This window comes from Paenibacillus sp. FSL R10-2771, from assembly GCF_038000205.1.
GTDB lineage: Bacteria > Bacillota > Bacilli > Paenibacillales > Paenibacillaceae > Paenibacillus_AQ > Paenibacillus_AQ phytohabitans.
Window position 1 is genome coordinate 1,366,032 of the sequence record NZ_JBBOBM010000001.1, and the last position, 22,745, is coordinate 1,388,776.

General features: G+C 44.1%; 15 protein-coding genes. 14 read left to right on the plus strand and 1 reads right to left on the minus strand.

Annotated elements, in window-relative coordinates; all coding sequences use genetic code 11:
- Positions 1 to 158: 158 nt before the first annotated feature.
- Positions 159 to 344 (minus strand): tyrosine-type recombinase/integrase, encoded by a 186-nt coding sequence (locus NSU14_RS05910; protein WP_081970124.1) that lies wholly within the window; start codon positions 342 to 344, stop codon positions 159 to 161.
- A gap of 454 nt (positions 345 to 798) precedes the next feature.
- On the opposite strand from NSU14_RS05910, the gene NSU14_RS05915 reads away from it, so the two are divergent.
- From NSU14_RS05915 to NSU14_RS05980, 14 genes are all read left to right on the plus strand, one after another.
- A complete protein-coding gene (locus NSU14_RS05915) occupies positions 799 to 2,376 on the plus strand; it encodes a hypothetical protein (RefSeq protein ID WP_340943439.1) in 1,578 nt (525 codons plus the stop codon).
- Positions 2,377 to 2,399: 23 nt separating this feature from the next.
- A complete protein-coding gene (locus NSU14_RS05920; RefSeq protein WP_340943441.1) occupies positions 2,400 to 3,509 on the plus strand; it encodes a hypothetical protein in 1,110 nt (369 codons plus the stop codon).
- Positions 3,499 to 4,764: a diaminopimelate decarboxylase gene (lysA, locus tag NSU14_RS05925; protein WP_340943443.1), complete on the plus strand. Its 1,266-nt coding sequence runs from the start codon at positions 3,499 to 3,501 to the stop codon at positions 4,762 to 4,764. The genes NSU14_RS05920 and lysA overlap by 11 nt, the downstream gene beginning before the upstream one ends.
- 20 nt (positions 4,765 to 4,784) lie before the next feature.
- Entirely contained in the window at positions 4,785 to 5,027 is a 243-nt protein-coding gene (locus NSU14_RS05930; protein ID WP_340943446.1) for an acyl carrier protein, read from the plus strand.
- Positions 5,024 to 6,271: an ATP-grasp domain-containing protein gene (locus NSU14_RS05935; RefSeq protein ID WP_340943448.1), complete on the plus strand. Its 1,248-nt coding sequence runs from the start codon at positions 5,024 to 5,026 to the stop codon at positions 6,269 to 6,271. The genes NSU14_RS05930 and NSU14_RS05935 overlap by 4 nt, the downstream gene beginning before the upstream one ends.
- A gap of 28 nt (positions 6,272 to 6,299) precedes the next feature.
- Positions 6,300 to 8,084, plus strand: a complete 1,785-nt coding sequence (locus NSU14_RS05940; RefSeq protein WP_340943450.1) for a non-ribosomal peptide synthetase — start codon at positions 6,300 to 6,302, stop codon at positions 8,082 to 8,084.
- Entirely contained in the window at positions 8,081 to 9,313 is a 1,233-nt protein-coding gene (locus NSU14_RS05945) for an MFS transporter (RefSeq protein WP_445669998.1), read from the plus strand. The genes NSU14_RS05940 and NSU14_RS05945 overlap by 4 nt, the downstream gene beginning before the upstream one ends.
- A gap of 39 nt (positions 9,314 to 9,352) precedes the next feature.
- Positions 9,353 to 11,608: a GH32 C-terminal domain-containing protein gene (locus NSU14_RS05950; RefSeq protein WP_340943455.1), complete on the plus strand. Its 2,256-nt coding sequence runs from the start codon at positions 9,353 to 9,355 to the stop codon at positions 11,606 to 11,608.
- A 299-nt stretch (positions 11,609 to 11,907) separates the two neighbouring features.
- Entirely contained in the window at positions 11,908 to 12,912 is a 1,005-nt protein-coding gene (locus tag NSU14_RS05955) for a LacI family DNA-binding transcriptional regulator (RefSeq protein WP_042141479.1), read from the plus strand.
- Between the two features lie 273 nt (positions 12,913 to 13,185).
- Positions 13,186 to 17,712, plus strand: coding sequence for a GH32 C-terminal domain-containing protein (locus NSU14_RS05960; RefSeq protein WP_340948896.1), 4,527 nt, complete (start codon positions 13,186 to 13,188; stop codon positions 17,710 to 17,712).
- Between the two features lie 231 nt (positions 17,713 to 17,943).
- Positions 17,944 to 18,912 carry a LacI family DNA-binding transcriptional regulator gene (locus tag NSU14_RS05965; protein WP_042139107.1) on the plus strand — a complete coding sequence of 323 codons (969 nt, stop codon included), beginning with the start codon at positions 17,944 to 17,946 and terminating at the stop codon, positions 18,910 to 18,912.
- Positions 18,913 to 19,141: 229 nt separating this feature from the next.
- A complete protein-coding gene (locus tag NSU14_RS05970; protein WP_371916269.1) occupies positions 19,142 to 20,095 on the plus strand; it encodes an ABC transporter permease in 954 nt (317 codons plus the stop codon).
- Between the two features lie 13 nt (positions 20,096 to 20,108).
- Positions 20,109 to 21,005 carry a carbohydrate ABC transporter permease gene (locus tag NSU14_RS05975; RefSeq protein WP_042139105.1) on the plus strand — a complete coding sequence of 299 codons (897 nt, stop codon included), beginning with the start codon at positions 20,109 to 20,111 and terminating at the stop codon, positions 21,003 to 21,005.
- Positions 21,006 to 21,111: 106 nt separating this feature from the next.
- Entirely contained in the window at positions 21,112 to 22,740 is a 1,629-nt protein-coding gene (locus NSU14_RS05980) for an ABC transporter substrate-binding protein (protein WP_042139104.1), read from the plus strand.
- Positions 22,741 to 22,745: the final 5 nt, after the last annotated feature.

Consider the following 22,745-nt stretch of genomic DNA (forward strand, 5'->3'; position numbering starts at 1 on the left):
AAGTGGAGGGTTTATAAGGGTTTTTTCGAAAAATCTTGGTTTTTGAAACAGCTTGGGAGAGAACTTTTTAACGAGTTCTCTCCTTTTTCCGGAGGAGAGAACGAGGAGGAGATCGCATGACTCTCATGAAATATGGAGGGCAGTGCGATCTTTTTTAGTTAAAAGACCAAAACACCACTCATTGTTGATGCTGAAGATACTTTGGAACTGTATTCCAAGTGAGAATAAATGTTGGCTGTTGTAGAATAGTTGCTGTATCCCAGCCATTCCTGAATTACTTTCATACTGACTCCATTAGCGAGTAAGAGGCTTGCACAACTATGACGCAGATCGTGATAGCGAATGTGACGTAAACCATTTTTTTAAGAGATCTAGTTAAGTTTTGTGTGATAAAGCCCGGTTAACTCGTTGTCCCAACTTGTCCAGCTAGATATACTTCTCGTAATCAGTGCAGTAGTATTTACCACATATGGCTTTAATGAGAGCTTGAAGCTCACGAATACGCAGCAGTAATTCCTCGAAGGCTGGTACAAGACGCAAAACCATAATAAACTCCAATTCAGCAGTTGCTTACATAAGAAAAGGAAGCTGAGTAACTTCTTCGCACAAAATAATGGTATACTTCGCACTTGGGAAAATCAAGGAGGTATCGGCGTATAGAAATTCAATTTCCTAATTTTTGAAAATTTTTAATAGACTTTATTAAATGATCTATTTATAATAAAAAACGTCGAGACATATAAACGTTTACGTAATCGTTTGCTTGAACCAATTTATTAGTAGAAAGGTCAGATGCTATTGATTCTTTCCGTGCCGTTCCAACGAAACGATAATCTGGATTGTCTGGAAAACTCTTATGCTTCTATTGGCAGATACTACGGAAGGGGCTACGAATGCGCTCTGGCAAATTCTTGGTCTTTCCGGTACGAGCGTCATCCTGGCCAATCTATCGGAGAGTGCCTTCAAACCGAGAATAATTTCAGCTTTTCCATGCTTGAGCAATACCATGGTGTGCGTGCTCACGTTCATTCGTGCCCCATAAACGATGCAGTAACTTTGCTTCAGGAGGAGCTTCGTGCTGGAAAACCGTCGGTTATAGAGTTGAAATCTAGCTGTATACCTTGGGATACGAATTACACTCGCCATGAAACTCCCTATGAACACGCTATCATTGCAACAGGCTGGGATTCCTTGACTCAAAGCTTTATTTGCACAGACAGTTGGTATGGATGTGAGAGGGAGAAGATATCAGTTAAAGAATGGGTCGGGGAGCGTATTCCGGTTACGACCTTTATGATTAGCGGAAAAGAAGCTGTTCCGGATGTTCGTGATTTGCTCAACAAATCGCTCAACCACTTTGAGAGGGGAAGTGGAGAAAACCATCCTTTTTCAGCTATGAAAAAATTAGCCGAGGATATTCGCAGTTTGGATTTGAAAGCAGAATTTAACGGTTATCGTCCGTTGCTGCCACCCTATGGTCCGCCTATCTCTAATCATCTTTATACGATAAGCAACAATCGGAAGAAATTCAGCGTATATCTTGGCTACTTGTCTGAACAAGAATGGCATGGTAGAAACGCGCTTAAAGAAATTGCAAGTGATTTCAAAGTTTTGGCTGAAAAATGGAAAATAATAACTGGCGTGTTCTATAAAGCTTTTTTCACTGGTGCGGAAGAATCTGGTCTGTTGAAACGCATCAGCCTGAAAGTGCAAGAGACTGCCGATCTGGAAGAGCGATTATACAATCTGATTACAGGAGTGCTTCAGTACGCTCCAGACGTTACACGGCAAAAGCCTCAGCAGAGACCAACTCTCAATAATTGTGAAACGTTCGAACTGGCACCGTGGTTCAATAATACAGCATTCGGCTCCATAATCGGCGGCCATCAGGCAGATTTTACGGGTACCGGAGATTTTTTTTTGAGCGAAGACATACCGGGTGATAGATGTATCCAAGCGGGAGTAGTGGAATTTTTATTTCCGGAAGCAGACGGGTTTAAGCCCGACAACATCTCCTGTCGCGGACAAATGATTCCTGTTCATTTTGAAAAGCCAATCGTGGGTTTTTTGTCAATTCTGGGGTGCGGAGAGTGGGGATGTCCTTTTGAAAGCTTAATCGTTCATTACGAGGATATGGATTCTGAACAGATTTCCGTTAAAGTTACCGACTGGGAAGCGACAAAACCGATGTTCGGCGAGTCCTCTATTTATTCAGGCCGTTGCGCTAAAAACGAAAATGGTGTTATCCAGCCACTTAATCATAAGGTATTCATTTATGATTACCATTTCAAATTGACCAAACTTAAGAAAATTCAGTACATCGAACTGCCGGATTGTTCGAATTTGCATCTATTCGCTCTTTCAGCAGGCTATTAACTCTTTTAAAGGAAGTTAAGAAGATGAGAAAAATACTGCCGCTACATTTATCTACAGGTATAACTAATGATTGCTGGCATGTCTATCGGCTTGCCCCTTTAATGACGAAAGAGCATTTCAAGCCATGGTTTATGGAAAGGTTTATTGAACTTGAAATGGGTTTTAGTCTCGGCGCTCCGATTGATCAATTCTGGGTCCAATACTACCGACTGGAATATTACGATATGAATTGGTTTTACGGTCGTATGCTGGATACAGTTACGGTGATGCCCGGTAAAGGCGAGTTTTGTTCGTTTACAAAGGATGCTATCGACAGAAACAACTATGTGTTGATCGCCTGCGATCATTTTTATCTGAAGCAAACGCCGTATTATCTGAGAGAACATGTGATCCATGAGTTTTTGATATGCGGTTATGACAGCTTGCGCCGCGTATGGCACGTACTGATTCTGCTTAATGATAATTGGTCGATACTCGAGATTCCTTTTGAACAGCTGGAAACCAGCTTTGAGTTTGCCCTTAAGCAGGTTCGGGATGATCGCAAAGCTTATAGATGGCTGGGAAGATTTGAAATGCCTTATACTCTTATTCGTTTAAAATCACCATCTGCACAGCCTGTGCGCTTATACAAAATCTATGAATCGATAGAAAACAGTCTAGTTGGTGCAGAGAGGAAAATCAAGGAAAGAACACTGGCCGGAGGAGAACTCCAGTGTCTGGAATGGACTGGGATTTCTATTTATAAAGGGTTTGTCGAACTTGCCCGGACGATTCTTTACGAGCATCCATCCTTATTGATGGACAAGCATATCCTTCTCGGTATGAAAAAATTTGTTGAGAATAAAAGCGGTTTCTTGATTCGGCTTCGTTATTTGCAGAACCTAACTCTTATTGAGACGAACGATCGTTTGCTTGAACAAGCGGCTTTGGTAGTCGATTACCTGAACGAGGCCTACTTCTGGATGTCGAAATATAATTTTTCAGGCTTGAAACATCATCTGGATCGTATGATTGAGATGCTGCTTAGGGCAGAAGCTTTAGATGTCCAAGTGCTGCAAGAAGCGCTTGAAGTGGTGGGAATCGGACTGGATTCACAATTTGGGGAAACGGCAGGTTCATTATATGAGGGTTGAGGATTGCAAAATTGCAAAATGGGCGCAGGAGCTTGGTACGCCTCTTTATTTATACGACGAAGAAGTCCTACACGATCGTTACCATCAATTGAGGATGTCTTTACATCCATCCGTAGATATTGGACTTTCACTGAAAGCGAACAACAACATAAGTTTGGCTGCGCGGCTTCGCAGGTGGGGGAGCTGCGTTGAGGTTGCCTCTATGGGAGAACTGCATTTGGCGCGTTTGGCTGGATTTCCGCCGGAGCGGATCATTTTCTCCGGTCCGGGAAAGACGACAGAAGAGCTCGAAAATGCCTTGGAATACGGAATTTATTGCATCAATGCAGAATCGTTTGACGAGGTTGATCGGATCGCAGCGCTGGCAGCGGAGAGGAAGTTTACCGCCGGCATTGGAATTCGGATCAATCCCAATATGAGTATTGTGAATACGGCGATTCGAATGGGAGGCCTACCCAGACAGTTTGGGATTGATGAATCTTCGCTTACTGCAATGGTCAAGAAGCTTAAATGCATGCCTAACATTAGCTTCAAGGGTATTCATATATACTCAGGAACCCAAATTTTAGACAGCAATCAGATCATCAAAGCATTTAATTATACAATAAACCTTGCTAAGGAATTACAGATAGAGCACGGTTTGGACTTCGAGTTCATTGATCTGGGAGGAGGATTTGGAGTTCCCTACTTCTCACATGAGAAAGAATTGGACATTGAGCATGTCTGCAGAGAAACAAATAAATTGGTAGCGGAGTACCTCCAAAATTCTCCCAAAACACGTTTTATGATTGAAACCGGACGGTTTCTGCTTGCAGAGTCAGGAGCTTATGTAGCGCGTGTGTTGTACGTAAAGGAATCTAAGGGCGAAAAGTTCCTCATCCTCGACGGCGGAATGCACCATCATGTCAGCTCAACCTTCAGAGGAAGGACTATGAGAAACAACTTTCCGGTCCGGCTCGTGAGAAGTAATGGTACCCCTGCACAAGGAAACCTGGAAAGAGTAAACCTTGTCGGACCTCTATGTACACCGGAGGATTGCTTGGCTAAGGATATCGAATTGCCAGAAGCTAACGCAGGGGATTATATTATGCTGTTGAAGTCAGGCGCGTACGGATTGTCTTATAGTCCCTTGCAATTTTTAGGCCATCCTACACCCCTAGAGGCATTAGTGGCTAATGGAAAACTTTCTGTCATCCGAGAGCGGGGGGATGTCTCAGATCTGCTTCGCCATCAATATTTACCGAAGGATATATAAGGGAGCGATATATTGTGGACGTGAAATTAGAAGAAAACATTACAGCAATTGTGGGCAGTTTGTTGAAAATTACTGAAGTCGTTGATCCAGATGCGGATCTTGCATCAATAGGCCTCGACTCTATGAGCGCTGTCGGCTTAGTTGTTGAATTGGAAGCGATATTTAATATTGCATTCGAAGATGAGGAACTATTATTGAAGCACTTTGACACGGTCAGAAAAATAGTTGCTAAGGTGGAAGAAAAGAGAGCGCTTGCAGAATGAAGTCGCCATTCAGCATATTTCGTTTTCACGAAGAGCAGAAGGATGTGCACTGGCTCTATAACATTAATCAGGAGCAGGAATGGAACGACAGCCGCGTGTTTCCATCTATGCAGGATCATAGTCAGATGGAGTTGGTCATTCAACAGGAGCAACAGATGATTTTCTTGTCGAGGCGCGACGACACCCTCTTGTTTCGCCATAATCCGGATGAACGTTTCATCTCATATCTGGAAGGGCACGGCATTGAGATTCCCGTGATTCGCCAAATCAGCGGCACCAGTTCACTACCTTGGTCTGACATGCGATATGGGAGAGAGTCGTTACTTGTTCCCTATATTGTAAATGAGGCTATCTGCGCGGAAGCATACCGTAATGATATTAGCATATATGGTTCCGATCCTTTGCTGGTCAAGCATATTAACGACAAATTCCAGACGAGGCGTTTAGCTGCAGAAATTGGTTTTAACTTGACTAAAGGGGATTTTTGTACAAGCGAGGAGGAATTAATTCAGAAATACCGCATGCTGCGAAAGCAAGGATTTGAGAAAACGGTATTGAAGGTCCCGTTCGGATCGTCTGGCAAAGGAATGCGGATCATCAAAGATGAAACCTCATTCACCCATATGCTCCAATTTATTGGAAGGCGCAGGAAAGATTTTGAGCTTTTGCTGGAAGGGTGGCATCCGATAAAAAGATCAATGAACTGCCAGCTTTTGATTGAAGCTGGACATGTCACATTACTGGGCATAACTGAGCAGAAAATAGATGAGTACGGTATTTATTTGGGGAGCGATTATGCACCAATCTACGAAAACGCTGTGCTGGAGAGCTATACTGACAGCATGCTGAAGCTGGGAAACCATCTGATGGAAATGGGTTATTCGGGCATTGCCGGTGTTGACTCCATCATAGACGATAAAGACGAACTCATTCCTGTAATCGAGATCAATGCAAGGTTCACCCAAGTGACGTACTTGTTGCCTCTGGTTTGGAGGCTTCGGCAACAGCATCGCTATACTATAAGTCGTTTCATCCGCGGGGAAAGCACGGTAACTTACGGGTTCGATGAGATTTGCGCAGCCATGACCCGAATTGCAAGCCGCGATTCCTTTCTGATTTACAATTTTTCCAAAACCGCTGATGCAAACAAAACCGTTTACCGCATTTTCTTTTTAGTATACGGTAATGACCTTGAAACGGTCGAACGGACAATGAACGGATTGGAGCGATTTTCGTTCTCTTAAGACTATACGGATATAGGGAGAGAAAACCTTGGAGAAATGTTTACACGAGTTTTTTGAAGAGCAGGCGCTCAGAACGCCAGAGTCAGTCGCTTTAATTGATGAGGAACAAGAGCTTACCTATGGGGAATTAAACAATAGAGCCAATAAAGTTGCCGTTCTCCTTCGGGACAAAGGCATCGGGCCGGAAGACGTCGTTGCCATTTATATGGAGCGCTCCATAGAGGCGATTGTTTGTATCCTTGGCATACTGAAATCTGGAGGTGCTTATTTGCCCGTTGACAAGGCAATCCCGGAGGAAAGGGCAATCTTCATGATTCGGGATAGTGGTGCAAGTATTGTAATGGCGAATTTGTCTTCCAGTATAGTATTGAACCAGTTACGCGGAACGCTGGGAATTCTTATGACGGATTCAATCGATTGGTCCTCAGAAGAAATGCAGTCAAGGGTTTTATGCAAACCTGGAAATTTAGCATACGTTATTTATACGTCTGGGTCTACGGGGAAGCCGAAGGGCGTGATGATCGAGCATAGGGCTATTTCCAACACGATAGCCTGGAGAAAAGAATATTACAAGCTCAACGAATCAGATTACGTTCTTCAGTTTGCATCGCTATCTTTCGACAGCTCTGTGGAAGACCTATTCACGGGGCTGGCATCCGGAGCAGTCTTGGTTCTTCTCCGGCAGAGCATGAGGAACGATCTGCATTATGTCCGGAACGTATTGACAAGTCGCCAGATTACTCACTTGCTTGTGGTACCCAGCTTATACAAGGTACTGTTGGATGAATGCCCGGATGCTGTACAAAGCTTGAAGAAGGTGACAGTTGCAGGAGAAGGTTTTTCCAGGTCGCTTGTGAAGAAGCATTATCAAGTTGTGCCTCAAGCCGATCTATTCAATGAATACGGGCCTACGGAAAATAGCGTATGTACAACGGTATACAAATTTAGCGGTTCGGATAATGAAGTGAAAATAGGTCTTCCCATCCCTAACGTCGAGGTACATATCGTCACTGATACTATGGAACCTTGTCCTACAGGCTACGAAGGAGAACTCTTGGTGTCCGGAGCAGGCTTGGCCCGAGGTTATTTGCATCAGGCTGAACTGACAGCACAAAAATTTATCAGGCATCCGGCGTACCCAGGGAAAAGGCTTTATCGAACGGGTGATCTTGTGAATGTTGATATAGACGGCCAGCTTGTTTATCTGGGCCGAATCGATAGGCAGGTAAAGTTGAGAGGGCATCGGGTCGAATTAGGTGAAATTGAGTACCAACTAACACAAGTGAGTGGTGTGTACGATGCGGTGGCGAACCTCGTTCATATCCGGGAAAAACCCTCACTGTGTGTGTACTACGTTTCTGACGGGACTATTGATGAAGGGGCAATTCATTCGCATCTATCCAGTACATTACCCGAGTATATGGTCCCTGCATTTCTGATAAGGATCGAGCGGATCCCCCTAACATTCAATGGTAAAACGGACTTCGCTGCGCTCCCGAATCCCATTCAGCTAGCAGACAAAGACAATACAATGTACCTTGAAGCAGGTAGTCAGCCCGTTGCTAACCGAATTTTTGAAATTCTTAATGAAATACAGGATCAAGGCGCTGGATATTCAGAGCATACGGTAGGCAGGGGTGCCTTGGCCGAGTTAGGACTCGATTCGCTTGATTTCATGCGTCTTTTAGTCAGAGTCGAGACCGAGTTCGGACTTGAAATAGAAAGCGCAGATTGGGAAAAAATGAAATCCTCGACGGTAGGACAGTTTTCCGAGTATGTGGCCAATCGTAGTCTCGGTAGGGTGAACTTATGAAGACAGGGATAGGCAAGCTGCTGCGAAATCGATTTATGATTGGGATTTTGTTATCAATAACTTTTTTGCAGCTTGGGATTTGGGTCAGAAACTTTGCGGTTTTGATGTTTGTTATGGAGAAGACGAATGGAAGCGCATTAGCCGTATCCTTAATATCTGTTGCTGAATTTGCGCCTATATTTATTTTTTCCTTTATAGGAGGCGTATGGGCAGACCGATGGAAACCCAAAAAAACGATGGTCTGGTGCGATATAGGCAGTGCGATTTCGGTTGCGTTTGTTCTGCTGGCCTTGCTGCTTGGTACATGGAAGGTCATTTTTTTAGCAACGCTGGTCTCATCAATTTTGTCACAATTCTCTCAGCCATCGAGTATGAAATTGTTTAAGAAGCATGTGCCGGAGGATCAACTTCAATCTGGAATGTCCATGTTCCAGTCTGTGATTGCTGTCTTTACGTTACTCGGACCGGTACTGGGAACGCTATGTTATTATCAATTCGGCATATCGGTTTCTATCGGTCTGGTTTCAGTTTGTTTCCTTCTATCGGCTACGGTCTTATCTTTGCTGCCAGCAGACGTTAATATCGACAATATGAAACATTCGAATAGCATCAGGACTGAAATGGCTCAAGGCTTGCATTATATTAAGGATAGACAAATATTACTTATATTAGGAACGTGCTTTTGTTTTACCGGACTTGGCATCGGGTTTATCCAGCCTTTGGGCATCTTTCTCATTACGGATAGACTCGGATTGCCGAAGGAATATTTACAGTGGATGCTCTCTTTGAACGGTATGGGAATGATTCTCGGAGGAGCCTTAACGGTAGTGTTGAGCAAATTCATGCAGGCCCGCTCTCTACTTGCTGTCGGTTTGGCGGTCAATGCGCTGTGTATGGTGATTTCAGGTCTATCGACGTTTATGTGGCTTACACTCTTAGCTCAATTTTTCATAGGTATGGTTACACCTGGCTTTCAGGTAGCGGTTCAAACTTTGATATTGAAAAATACAGAGCAAGCTTATATCGGTCGAGTAAATGGCCTACTGTCTCCTCTCTTTATGGGTTCGATGCTGATAACGATGAGCATGTCAGGATGGCTTAAGGATCAGTTGTCAGTTATGGTGATGTACCTGTTAGCCGGTGCATTTTTTGGAGTTGGACTTTTGATTACTGCACCTTTGTTCCGGAAGACAACCTTGGCAGAGGCGAAAGGGATGAATATCCTCTAAGGTGTCCTCTACGAATATACAGTGAAGGGAATTTTGCGGATGGAAAACAAACAAGGATTAATCAGCCATTGGTCTTTTGACGAAGCAAGTGGAAAGGAAGCGTTAGATCACGTTACCGGAATCAGTGATAAGATTGAGTATGTGTTAAACGAAGCGCGCTATAACGATTCGCATGACCCTCAGAGGAGAAAAGGAATCAGCGGAAATGCGCTGATGTTTGACGGTTATTCCAATTGGATCGCTCGTCCGGCGGAGAAAATGGTTATCCTGCAGGACGCTCTTACCATAGAGGCATGGGTGGCGCCCCGTACTTATGAAAGAGGCATAGAATCAAGGCTTTCGCCCATCGTTAATCAACATGACCGCGAGAAGAATGAAGGGTTTATCTTGGGAATCTTACGTTATGGACAATGGTCTATGCAAGTAGGATTAAATAATGAATGGGTTGAGATTTGGGCGGATGGACATGAACTTCCCCTGAATCAATGGTCTCATATTGTTGCAACCTTTGACAGCAGGAATGCCGTGATGAAGCTATATCTGAATGGTGAAGAGGTAGCGACCAAATCAATTGTTGCTAACACCATAATTACACCATGCAACAGGGATTTAATGATTGCCAAGAATAACAAGGGCTTCCTATTAGGCGATACACCATATGTGCTCAACATGTACAGTGGCATGATTGACGAATTGAAAATGTACAATAGAGCTCTTGCGGCAGAGGAAGTGAGACAGTCTTACCAGGAATATGTGACTCCTTACGGAGGTGCGATTCCAGCGATTCCGTACGATGATATTAAACTGGACCGCTGCTTGCTTGCCAACGACAGGCACCGTCCGCAATACCATCTCAGTCCACCGCAGCATTGGATGAATGAGCCGCACGCACCTATCTATTTTAATGGGCAATATCATTTGTTCTATCAGCATGATCCGCATGGGCCATATTTGCATACTATCCATTGGGGACATTGGGTTAGCAATGACTTGGCGCATTGGCGGGATCTTCCATGGGCACTTGCTCCGGAGGAGAATGGCCTGGACCCAGATGGCGTTTGGTCTGGGAGTTCCGCTTATGACGAGAACGGTGTTCCGGCGCTGTTCTATACTGCCGGTGACGACAGCGCCACTCCGAACCAACGGGTAGGGCTGGCGCGAAGTACTTTTATAAAAGACGGTGATAACGATCTGGTCCGTTGGGAGAAACACCCCGTTCCTGTCATCGTTCAAGAGAAAGGACAGGGCTATTATGGCGACTTCCGAGATCCTTTCGTCTGGAAAGACGGAGACACTTGGTATTTGCTGATCGGTTCAGGCACCGACGGCCAGGGTGGATCGCTACTCGCTTATACGTCAAAGGACATGATTCAATGGAAGTACAAAGGCCCCTTTTATATAAGCGATCCTAAGAAATACCCATTTCTCGGTAGTATGTGGGAATTGCCTGTATTTCTTCCGCTTGGTCAGGACAAAACTGGAATAGAAAAACATATTTTGCTTATTAGCCCTCTGGGACCTGAAGCAGACGTTGAAGTTTTTTACTGGATAGGTACTTTCAATAAAGTTGCCATGCGATTTACTCCAGATCATGAAGAACCGCAGTTGATCGATCTGGGTGATTTCCATTTCACGGGTCCTAGCGGTATGGTTGATCCAAAGACGGGACGTAAGCTCATATTTACCATTGCCCAGGGAGTCAGAACTTCAGAGATTAATTATTATTCCGGATATGCCCACAATGCAGGAATCCCCCTTAGCATCTTCCTTCGCGAGGAGGGGCGGCTTGGAATAATGCCTATCGAAGAACTGGAACTGCTTCGCAGAAGACAACTCATATTAATTGAAGATAAACCATTAGACGAAGCCAATAATCTATTAAAAGATATCAAAGGCGATATGCTGGAGATACGGGTAGAATTAGAGGCGGGAACGTGCACACAGTTGGGAATAAAACTTCGCCGCTCCCCCGGTGGTGAAGAAGAAACGTTACTCTATTATGACAGGAAGGAAGCGGCTTTGATCGTGGACAGAAACAAATCATCGCTTGACCCATTGGCTGATTGGGATAGAGGTGTTCAAGGCGGAACTCTGGAGCTGGACGGCGAGAATCTGAAGCTGCAAATTTATTTGGACCGTTCTATGGTAGAGGCTTACGCCAACGAATTGAAAAGCTTGACGACTCGCGTTTATCCGAGCCGTAAGGATGCTCTTGGTATACAGATCTGGGGCGCCGGTACCCTAACGGTAAAATCGCTGGAGGTCTGGGAAATGAAACCTGCGTTTGAGAGCTAGACACTTTAAGGGCTGAATTTTACAAGCTTACAACAATCCTAGAATAGAAACTGCGGCAGCAAGGGGCAAGAAAATACAGTTTGATTTATTTCTCTTACAGTAGACAGTTGAAATATATCTGCTACTGTAAGGGGACTTTTTCAAGACTTATCGAAAAATCACTCGAGGGTCATAATATTTGACAAAACCTTGTAGTGAAAATATATTATATAGTAAGTAATCGTTTACTTCAATGACGCTAAGGAATTACGATTGAAGTATCGGGATGCTTAATGCGAAATAAGATAGGTGTAATTCAGATGACTGAGAAAAAGAATGTCAGCATTAAAGATGTAGCTCTCAGGGCTAATGTATCCACGGCTACGGTTTCACACGTCATTAACGGGACACGCTTTGTGTCCAATGAGACGAAACAAAAGGTGCATTTTGCAATGAATGAGTTGAACTTCCGAATCAATTCGGTAGCTCGATCATTACGCAGCCGCAGGTCGTATATTATCGCATTTCTTGCTCCACTCCTTGCTTCTGAAACTTCAAATTTTTATTTCATGTCCGTAGCAGCCGGAGTTCAAAGCGTATTGAAACAAAGGGGCTATCATCTTATCTTGAGTGATTCCAGTGACAATATTGAAGTGGAAGACAAAGAGATCGGTATGTTTGATTCACAAATGATTGACGGACTGATTCTAGCTCCAGCCAGTAGAGAATGCGATTACGAAAAATTGTTTGGTGATTATCCTGTAGTTTATATTGATAGGGTCCCTGATCATTGTGAAAGAGATTCCGTACTTATTGACAACAAGATTGCAAGTATGAACGCAATACAAAAGATTCTAGACAAAGGGCACCAAAGAATTGCCTTTTTATCCGGTCCACTTTCAGTAACGACAACGATTGAACGGTATGAAGGTTATTCTGAAACACTAATAAACGCAGGTCTGGAACTGGATGATTCATTGATTTGTTTTGACGATGTGAGTTTTGAGAATGGGTATAGCAAGGTGGGGGATTTGTTAGAGAAGAATCCAACAGCAATTTTTATAACGGATAATGTGATGGCAATGGGAGCAATGGCGTATTTGCAAGAACATTCAATTCGTATACCGGACGAGTTGGCCGTTGTTGGATTCGATGATGTTCAATGGACCAAAGTCACTCATCCTCCGTTAACCGTTATTCAACAACCGTCATTTCAACTTGGTGTGAAAACAGCTGAGGTCATACTGCAGAGAATTGAAGATGACACTTTAGTAAAGAAAGAACATCGCTTAAAAGCGAATTTAATAGTCAGACAATCGCTCTGACTTTTTTTATAAGTTAAGTAAACGATTACGCAAACGATTTCTTTATTTCTAATATTTTGTAAGCGGTATCATTATATTTATTTGCTTGAATCCAAGCTGAGAGGTGGTGATGCCTGCCGCATTGTATTTATAGATTTACAGTGCCTTAAGGGAGGGGATTCAAAGTAAATTGCCAAGTATGAAGAAGAATGAATGAGAAAATAAGGAGGTAATTATGTGGGGAAAAATGTAAAATTAATTAGGATATTGGTTATTGTGCTTGCCGCTTTGTTAATGATGCCATATGGGATCACTATACCAAAAGCCGAAGCTGCAACTTCTAAAATTGCAGAATGGAGCTTTAATGAAGGAAGCGGGAAAACGACAAAAGAAAACATCAGCAATTCAAATGATTCTATTAATTATATTTTCAATAATGCGGTTTACAAACCTTCCAATGACCCGTTATGGCGTAATGACGGGATATCTGACAAAGCCCTGCTATTTGACGGGTACTCGAATTGGGTGACACACTCACCGATCACCACTCCTTCTCAGAGTATGACGATTGAAGCCTGGGTTGCTCCCAGAGCCTATGAATGGGGTGACAATGGTACTCTCTCAGCAATCGTTAATCAGCACGATAAACCAGGTAAACAAGGTTTTGTCCTTGGAATGTTCCGGCATGGAACCTGGTCTTTTCAAATTGGCTCGGGTGGGCAATGGTATGAGGTTTGGTCTTATGAACCTCTACCCAGATATGAATGGTCTCATCTCGTAGCTACTGTTGACGGAGCTGCGGGTACTATGAAGTTGTTCCTTAACGGTCGTCAAGTGGGTAAGAGCAGTATTCCTGCAAATTCCACAATCACATCGTCAGGGAATCAGCTATTCATCGGAAAAAACAACCAAAGCACTCAACTTGCTGTATTTCCTTTGCATATGTTTAACGGACTCATTGATGAAGTGAAAATATACAACGGAGCCTTTACAAATGCTGAAGCGGAAAACTCCTATCAGAGCTACATGTCAGCCCTTGGAGGAAACCTGCCGACACCAAACCTTAGTTTTGACAGAAATGTCTACGATGGAGACCGCTATCGCCCTATTTATCATGCTATTGCACCAGGGCATTGGATGAATGAACCCCACGCACCGCTATATTATAATGGACAATACCATTTATTCTATCAGAATAACCAGCATGGACCCTATTGGCATAATATACAGTGGGGCCACTGGGTCAGCGAAGACATGGTACACTGGAGAAACTTGCAGCCTGCCTTGTCACCTGAATTGTTCCAGGTAGATCCCGATGGTGACTGGAGTGGAAGCGCAGTTATTGATGATGCAGGGAATCCTACTCTTTTCTTCACTGCCGGCAATGATTCAAGAGCGTACCTTAACAGCAACCAGAACGTAGGAGTTGCCCGTAGTACGGTTCAGACGGATGGCGATAACGATTTGAAGAAATGGGTAAAAGAGCCGAAGCTGGCTGTTGCCCAGCAATACGGGAAATTCGGAGAATTCAGAGACCCGTATGTGTTCAAAGAGGGTTCAACCTGGTTTATGCTGGTAGGAACGGGTTATGATGGGCAGGGTGGATCTGCAGCAGTCTATTCCACAACAGACTCTAATCTGATGAATTGGACCTATCGCGGCCCAATCTATCAAACCAATCCGTCAACATATCCGGAGTTAGGCGGCGTATGGGAAATGCCGGTTATGATGTCTCTGGGAAACGGCAAGCATTTATTGGCTATTAGCCCGGTCGGAAGCGGAGCGAATGTGGAGGTGTATTATTGGATTGGTACTTGGAATGCTTCTACGGCGAAGTTCACACCTGATGATCCCAAGCCTCAATTAATGGATTTTGGAGATTTTCATTTTACAGGTCCAAGCGGTTTTAAAGATCCGCAGTCAGGACGTAATATTATGTTCACCATTGCTCAAGGGGAAAGGAACTCTCAGGAAGAGTCCGATGCAGGTTGGGCACATAATGCCGGTCTGCCGGTAGAACTTTCGCTTCGCCCGGATGGCAAATTGGGGATTAATCCCATCTCCGAGCTGCAGTCCTTAAGAGGCCAGCAACTTGTAAATATTACAACAGATACGAGTTTTGCTTCAGCCAATGCTGCCCTTTCTTCCATTCAAAGCGATACGGTGGAGATTGAAATGGAATTGAGCCGCGGTTCTGCTGATAGTGTAGGAATCAAAGTTCGAAAATCTCCTAACAACGAAGAAGAGACATTAATTTATTACAAAAACAGCACTAAAGAATATGGTGTCGACCGAACAAAGACGATTGCCGGTCAAAATAAGGGTATCCAAAAAGGTACTATAGATATCGGCAGTGAGAATGTCAAACTACACGTATATTTGGATAAATCCATGGTTGAATCTTACTTGAATGGACTTAAATCTATTACTACGCGTACTTATTCTACCAGAGCGGATGCCAAAGGTCTTCAATTGTGGGGAGATGCAAACACCAGCTCAATCGTTGTTAAGTCACTTAAGGTTTGGGCAATGAATTCTGCATATAACCCAGTGGCAGTCAGTGGTGTGAGCTTGAGTCCTGCAAATCTGGAGGTAGCCGTAGGCGGCAAAAAAACGCTTAATGCTACAATTGCACCGGCAAACGCTACGAACAAAGATGTAATATGGACTTCCAGCAACACCTCAGTCGCGCCGGTAGTTAACGGAGTGGTTACTGGTAAATCCGTCGGGACTGCAACCATTACGGCCCAAACAAGAGACGGCGCCAAAACAGCTTCACGCTTAGTTACTGTTATTGCGGCGCCAGCCGGGAAAATTTCAAACAGCGGCTTTGAAAACGGTAACTTAGAGGGTTGGATCATAGAAAGCGGTACAGCCTTTACTAATGCGGGGGTTACAAATGCAGCGGTATTCGGAAACAACCAACCGTATAATCATGAGGGTAATTACCACCTATCCGGGCAATTAAGCGGTGGGAATGCTGCCACCGGAGTATTAAAGTCTAAGGAGTTTACACTCGGAGGCAACGGCCAGGTTAGCTTCCTGATCGGTGGAGGGTCTGATATTGATAAATTATATGTGTCCTTTGTACGTGCTTCAGACGGGAAAGAGCTCTTCAGGTCAAGCGGACCGGGAAGCTATTGGAACTGGCCGAGCACCAAGGGCGTTACGGAAGGGTACACCAAGAGATACTGGGATGCTACCCAATATATAGGTACATCCATGTATATCAAAATAGTCGATGAACGAACGGATGAGTGGGGCCATATTAATATTGATGATTTTAATGTCCCGGTTCAAGGTGGAACTGTTGATGCAGAAGCACCGACAGCACCTAAGAACCTTGCAGCGACCGGGACCACATCGAATTCCATATCCCTTAGCTGGACGGCATCCACAGATAACGTGGGGGTAACCGGCTACGTAATTTATCGGAATGGAGTTCAGGCAGGGACGAGTACGACAGCCGCTTTTACAGATAGCGGGCTGGAAGCAGCTACGGCTTATCTCTATACGGTCAAAGCAAAGGATGAGGCGGGAAATCTCTCCGCAGCAAGCAACAGCGTGACAGCAACCACCCAGGCTGCGGTGGTAACTGGCAGTTTGACAAACCATGACTTTGAGAGCGGTAACCTTAACGGCTGGACAATTGTAAGTGGTAATGCGTTCAGCGATGCGGATGTTGCGGAGGATACGAGCTGGGGATGGGGAGGACCGTTTAATCAAAGTGGCAAGTACCATCTTTGGGGGTTCAAGGATGGGGGAGATTCTCAGGTAGGTGTACTGAAGTCTGCTACATTTACCCTCGGTGGCAGCGGTTCTATCGATTTTCTGATCGGCGGAGGGAATGATATCAATCATTTATATGTCGCTTTGGTTCGGGCATCGGACGGCACTGAATTGATAAAAGCGACAGGCAACAGCAATGAGGCTTATAGTCGTGTTACTTGGAATGCCGCTGCTTATATTGGAAAAGAATGCTATATCAAGATTGTCGACAGTGCTACTGGAGGTTTCGGCCATATCAATGTGGACGATGTGAACGTTCCGGTCAGCAGTGGAGCTGCTGACACCGAAGCTCCGTCAGCTCCGAAGAATCTGGCAGCAACCGGCACAACTAAGGATTCTGTATCCCTGGGTTGGACGATTTCAACAGATAATATAGGAGTAACTGGATACTTGGTTTACCGGAATGGAGTACAGGTAGCTACTAGTACAACAGCAACTTATACAGATAGCGGACTGACAACCAATACACCCTATGTCTATACGGTCAAAGCAAAGGATGCTGCGGGAAATATCTCGGCAGCAAGCAACAGTGTCACAGCAACCACCCAAGCTGCACAGGCGACTGGCAGTTTGACTAACCATGACTTTGAGAGCGGTAACCTTAACGGCTGGACAATTGTAAGTGGTAATGCGTTCAGTGATGCCGATGTTGCAGCGGATACGAACTGGGGATGGGGAGGGCCCTTTAATCAAAGTGGTGCGTATCATCTCTGGGGGTTTAAGGATGGCGGCGATTCTCAGGTAGGGGTGCTGAAATCTGTGTCATTTACCCTTGGCGGTAATGGAACGATTGATTTTCTGATCGGCGGAGGGAACGATATCAATAATTTATACATTGCTTTGGTCCGGGCGTCGGATGGCACTGAGCTGCTAAAAGCGACAGGCAATAGCGATGAGGCTTATAGCCGCATTACTTGGGAGGCTGCTTCTTTTGTAGGGACTGATTGCTATATTAAAATTGTCGACAATGCTACTGGAGGTTTCGGCCATATTAATGTGGATGATGTGAACGTGCCGGTACTTGTGAATTAGAATTAAAAAAGCAGCTCATGGGTTAATTTCTATGCAACGATAAACTACTAGAGTTTTTAACGTGTAAGGGTGTTCCATAAGCAGATATATTAAACAGAACACATCTTCGGTTATTGGAGATGTGTTCTGTTCTGTATGAAGTTCACCAAATTGGAAACGTTTCAAAATAAATATTGAAACGTTTCCAATTTGGTGCTATTATAATTTTCATAGAGAGTTTGGGGGTGTTAAATGACAAGTATTAAAGATGTAGCTAACTTAGCCGGCGTTGCTGTAGGTACCGTGTCCAGAGTCATTAATAACTCCGGCGCTGTAAAACCCAAGACACGTAAAAAAGTAGAGGAAGCCATACAAGAACTGAATTATTTTCCTAATGAAGTGGCCCGGAATTTCAAGATGCAAAAATCCAAGATGGTAGCGTTGCTGCTCCCGAGCATCTGGAACCCATTCTTCTCAGAATTGGCTTATTACATTGAGGATGAACTGGACCGGGAAGGCTTCAAGCTTATGCTGTGCAACAGCGGTGGCAAACCTGAGAAGGAGCTGTATTATCTGGATATGCTCCGGCAGAACAAAGTGGCTGGTATTGTTGGCATAACTTATAACGATATCGAGAATAATGTCAGCAATGACATTCCTATTGTGAGCATTGACCGGCACTTCAACAAGAAGATCACCTGTGTAACATCGGATAATTATGAAGGTGGCCGATTGGCGTTAAGGGAGCTTGTGAAAGCGGGAGCCCGGAAACCGGCTTTTATGGGAAGTGTCACTTCCGTATTCAGCGAAACCATGAACCGGAGGCAAGGATTCATTCATGAGGCTGAGGCTTTAGGAATCGATTATGTAATCTACGAAAAGCCGGATCCCATCGTGGATAAGAATGCCTATATTAACGAGTTCATCAACAAGCATGGCGATGTTGATGGCATTTTTGCCATTACTGATATGTTGGCTGCCCACTATATAGACAGCGCACGCAGGCAGGGGATTCGTATTCCAGAAGATGTGAAGGTTATCGGTTATGACGGGATTCAGGATAATCCCTATTTTCATCCGATCTTATCAACGATCCGGCAGCCGGTAGAAGAGATGGCACGGATGACAATCAGACTTCTCTATAACAAGATTGAAGGCTTACCTTTAGAAAGCCAAGTGTATCGCATACCTGTTATATTCAAGCAAGGAGAAACAACATGATCCATGAGGATCGGAAAACTTCAGCGCATCCTGTGTAATTATCTACAAACTGATGTTTTTCAAGATAAATTGGAAACGTTTCAAAACGACAATGTAAATTTTATTTAAGATTAGACAACGAATAACATCACACATCCGGTTAATCCGGGCTACAGGTCTTCCAAACGATGTTTTTCAAGATAAATTGGAAACGTTTCAAATATGATTACTTTTTTTGAAAGGGAGAATAATCGTGAATTCTACAACCAGCGGGGTGGATCATTCCATCATCAAACCAAAACGCAAAACATGGAGCAGGTTCAAACGAGACTACGAACTGTATCTGTTTTTATTGCCGATCATTATTCTTTACCTCGTTTTTAAGTATTATCCGATGTACGGGGTGCAAATTGCTTTTAAGGACTTCTCACCAAGTCAAGGGATCTGGGGTAGTGAATGGGTAGGCTTTCAGCACTTTAAAGATTTTTTCAATTCCTATAACTTCTGGACTATCATCACGAATACGCTCTCACTTAGTTTCCTTTCGTTGTTGTTTGGTTTCCCGGCTCCAATCATCATCGCCATTATGTTGAATCAGATGCTGGGTAAGACATACAAGAAATTTGTACAGACCGTGATTTATGCTCCGCACTTTATTTCTACCGTTGTGCTGGTCGGTATGCTAAATGTTTTTCTGTCTCCAAATAGTGGGATTGTAAATCACTTCATCACCTGGCTCGGTGGAGATCCCATTCTGTTTATGGCCGATGCAGGCTGGTTCCGTCCTCTGTATATTTTATCTGGGATATGGCAGGAGACAGGCTTCGCCACCATTATTTACCTTGCTGCCCTGGCCGGTGTTAATCCTGAACTTCATGAGGCGGCCATTGTGGATGGAGCGAGCAAATGGAAGCGCGTTTGGTATGTGGATATCCCAAGCATTTTACCGACAATTGTTATCCTGCTGATCCTGGCACTAGGCAATATAATGAGCATCGGTTTTGAGAAAGCGTTCCTGATGCAGAGTGATTTAAATTATGCCACTTCCAATATCATTCCTACCTATGTGTATGAAATGGGGATTCAGAAGGCTCAATATAGCTTTTCTACAGCGGTCGGCCTGTTCAATTCCCTTATTAATATTATTTTGATCTTCACAGTTAACAGGATTGCCAAAAAAATGACAGAAACCAGTTTGTGGTAAGGGGGAGTTTAGTTTGAACCAATTAACAAAGAGAAAGAGCAGTGGGGATGTATGGTTTGACATTATCAACTACATTTTGTTGACCATCATTATGTTGCTTATATTATACCCGTTGTATTTTGTTCTGGTAGCATCATTCAGTGACCCCAATTATATCTACTCGGGTGAGGTCTGGCTGTTCCCGAAAGGCTTTACTCTGGATGGTTATGAGCGAATCTTCAGTGATTCCTCCATATGGATCGGATATGGGAATTCAATACTTTATGCAACAGTAGGAACGTTAATTGGAGTAGCTGTGACGGTATTCGCTGCTTATCCGTTAGCTCGTAAGGATCTGGCTGGAAAGTCTATAATTATGTGGTTTTTGCTGGTCACGATGTTCTTTAGCGGGGGGCTAATCCCAACCTACTTGCTGATCAAGGATCTTCACATGCTGAATTCGATGTGGGCACTGGTCATTCCCGGGGCTGGCGGAGTATTCAACGTCATCATCGTAAGAACCTTCTTTCAGTCCTCCATACCAGATGAGATGTGGGAAGCGGCTTCCATTGACGGATGCTCCAACACCAGATTTTTCTGGAGTATCGTACTGCCTTTATCCAAATCCATTCTAGCAGTAATGGTACTGTACCATGTGGTCGGATTCTGGAACGGATTCTTCGACGCATTGATTTACCTGAATGATGGGAACAAATATCCATTACAATTAGTGCTTCGCAACATCCTTGTTCAGAATCAGGTCAGTTCGGGCATGATGATCGATGTGGAATCTTATGCAGCCAAGATGCGCGTTACAGAACTGATTAAATATGGTGTCATCATGGTATCCAGTCTGCCGTTGCTGATTTTGTATCCGTTCCTGCAGAAGTACTTTGTTAAAGGCGTGATGATCGGCTCAATTAAGGGATAATACAGGGCAGGGTCTTGAAAGGGGGGATGTCCGAAATCGGATGAAGCTTAACGAAAACATTATATGATTAACGCTTGTAAACAAAATAAGGGGAGGTTATGTACTAATGAAATCTGTATTCAAAGGTGCGGGAATTGTAATGTTGGCTGGTGCGTTCGCAATAAGCGGATGCTCAGGAAATGGTAACGGGGCAAACAATCAAGCAGGTAATAATCAGAATCAGGAGACGAATTTCAATCAAACGGGTCTTCCGATTGTTAACAAAACAGTGTCTTTAAGGATGGTGTCTCCGAAAGCCTCATTGGCACCGGAGTTCTCAGAAATGGAAATTTTTAAACGTCTGGAAAAGGAAACTAACGTTAAAATTAACTGGGAAAATATTCCTGACACGGATTATACAGAAAAGAAAAATCTGCTGCTCGCGAGCGGCGATTTACCCGATGCCTTTTATACAGCCGGATTCACTGATTACGAGTTAATTAATTATGGTAAAGATGGAACGCTTATTCCGCTTGAGGATTTAATTGATCAGTATGCGCCTAATTTGAAAGCGCTTCTGGAACGACGCCCTGATATCAAATCCTCGATTACAGCACCAGATGGACATATCTATGGGCTGCCATCCTTTGAAGAGAATAACCTGGGGACCAATCCATTCTTCCACGTCATCAATAAAGCCTGGCTTGATAAGCTGGGACTGAAGGTACCACAGACATTGGATGAATATACAGAAGCTCTGCTGGCCTTCAAAACACAGGATCCGAATGGTAATGGGAAGCAGGATGAAATTCCGCTAAGCTTCAGACACATGCAATGGTGCTCGGATATTGCCGGATTGTTCGCCGCTTTCGGACTTCCGGATAACCTGGAGCATCGGATTGTCCGTGACGGCAAGGTAATTTTCACAGCTACACAGCCTGAATACAAGGAAGCTCTGAATTATTTCCATGAAAAATGGTATAAACAGGGACTGATCGATCCTGAGTCCTTCACTCAGGATGATGCACAGTATCTGGCCAAAGGTAAAACAACGGATGAGACACTGGGATCTTATGTCTGGTGGGAAGTTGAAGAAGTTGTCGGAACCGAGCGGGCCAAGGATTATGTTTTACTGTCCCCGTTGAAAGGACCGAATGGTGATCAAAGTATTGGTCGTTCCAATGGCGGAGGCCCGGGACGCGGATCTTTTGTAATCACTAAAGCGAACAGCAATCCCGAAATCACTATGCGTTGGGTAGATCAGCAATTTGAGCCCTACATGACTGCTCAAATTCACTGGGGCCCACTGGATGTCGTCTACAAGAAGGATGAAACCGGGAAATTGGTGAACTTGCCACTTCCTGAAGGAACCTCTGCAGGTGAATTCCGTCAACAAGTTGCTCCTGGATCGGGCGCACCTGGTGTCATTACATTTGATGAATTCGGAAAAATTGTAGATATGGAGCCTCGTGCTCAGCAGCGTGCTAAGGATTTGGAGCAATACTACAATCCTTATATGGAAAAGGAAAACTATCCGAGTATCTTCTTTGAGCCAGAGGAATTGGATAAAATCAATAAAATTGAGCCTGAACTGATTAAGTATGTAAATACCCAAAGAGGAAGATTCATTGTGGACGGCGGTGCGGATGAGGCTTGGGACAACTATCTTAAGACGCTGGACAAGATGGGCCTGAATGAACTTATGGAGATCTATCAAAAGGGATTGGATCGTTATAATGCAAATCTAAAAAAATAAATATA

What these genes read in the sequence shown, in the direction of transcription:
- NSU14_RS05965 (WP_042139107.1), top strand. Translation starts at nt 17,944, where the DNA reads ATGACAAGTATTAAAGATGTAGCTAACTTAGCCGGCGTTGCTGTAGGT.
- NSU14_RS05920 (WP_340943441.1), top strand. Translation starts at nt 2,400, where the DNA reads ATGAGAAAAATACTGCCGCTACATTTATCTACAGGTATAACTAATGAT.
- NSU14_RS05955 (WP_042141479.1), top strand. Translation starts at nt 11,908, where the DNA reads ATGACTGAGAAAAAGAATGTCAGCATTAAAGATGTAGCTCTCAGGGCT.
- NSU14_RS05945 (WP_445669998.1), top strand. Translation starts at nt 8,081, where the DNA reads ATGAAGACAGGGATAGGCAAGCTGCTGCGAAATCGATTTATGATTGGG.
- NSU14_RS05935 (WP_340943448.1), top strand. Translation starts at nt 5,024, where the DNA reads ATGAAGTCGCCATTCAGCATATTTCGTTTTCACGAAGAGCAGAAGGAT.
- NSU14_RS05980 (WP_042139104.1), top strand. Translation starts at nt 21,112, where the DNA reads ATGAAATCTGTATTCAAAGGTGCGGGAATTGTAATGTTGGCTGGTGCG.
- NSU14_RS05960 (WP_340948896.1), top strand. Translation starts at nt 13,186, where the DNA reads ATGATGCCATATGGGATCACTATACCAAAAGCCGAAGCTGCAACTTCT.
- NSU14_RS05950 (WP_340943455.1), top strand. Translation starts at nt 9,353, where the DNA reads ATGGAAAACAAACAAGGATTAATCAGCCATTGGTCTTTTGACGAAGCA.
- lysA (WP_340943443.1), top strand. Translation starts at nt 3,499, where the DNA reads ATGAGGGTTGAGGATTGCAAAATTGCAAAATGGGCGCAGGAGCTTGGT.